This window comes from Streptomyces sp. BE303 (assembly GCF_036290945.1).
In the GTDB taxonomy this organism is placed as follows: Bacteria; Actinomycetota; Actinomycetes; order Streptomycetales; family Streptomycetaceae; genus Kitasatospora.
In genome coordinates, this window is record NZ_JAQYWZ010000089.1 from 1 (window position 1) to 311 (window position 311).

At 72.3% G+C, this 311-nt stretch carries 1 pseudogene; it reads left to right on the top strand.

Annotation, left to right across the window (positions count from 1 at the left end):
- Positions 1-311, top strand: a pseudogene (locus PUR56_RS00335) (heavy metal translocating P-type ATPase); the annotation flags it as partial.

Genomic DNA, 311 nt, shown 5'->3' on the forward strand with positions numbered 1-311 from the left:
CAGTGGTTCTGTTCCCGGGGGCGGCAGCCCGCCGCGCGTACCTCTCCTGCACTTTGCTGCGCGCCAGGTCCGTCATGATCGTCGCCAGGCCGTGCGCGGTGGTGCTCGCCAGCATGCCGCGCCTGCTCTCCGCGATCGCCACCGCCGGCCGGCACGGAGTCCTGGTCAAGTCCGCGGTCGACATGGACCGACTCGGCCATGTCGTCGCCGTCGCCCGGGACAAGACCGGCACCCTCCCCGAGGGCTCGCGCCTGGTCACCGAAGTGGGCACGTTCCGCGGCGACTCCGCACACGGCCTGCTGGAAGACGGC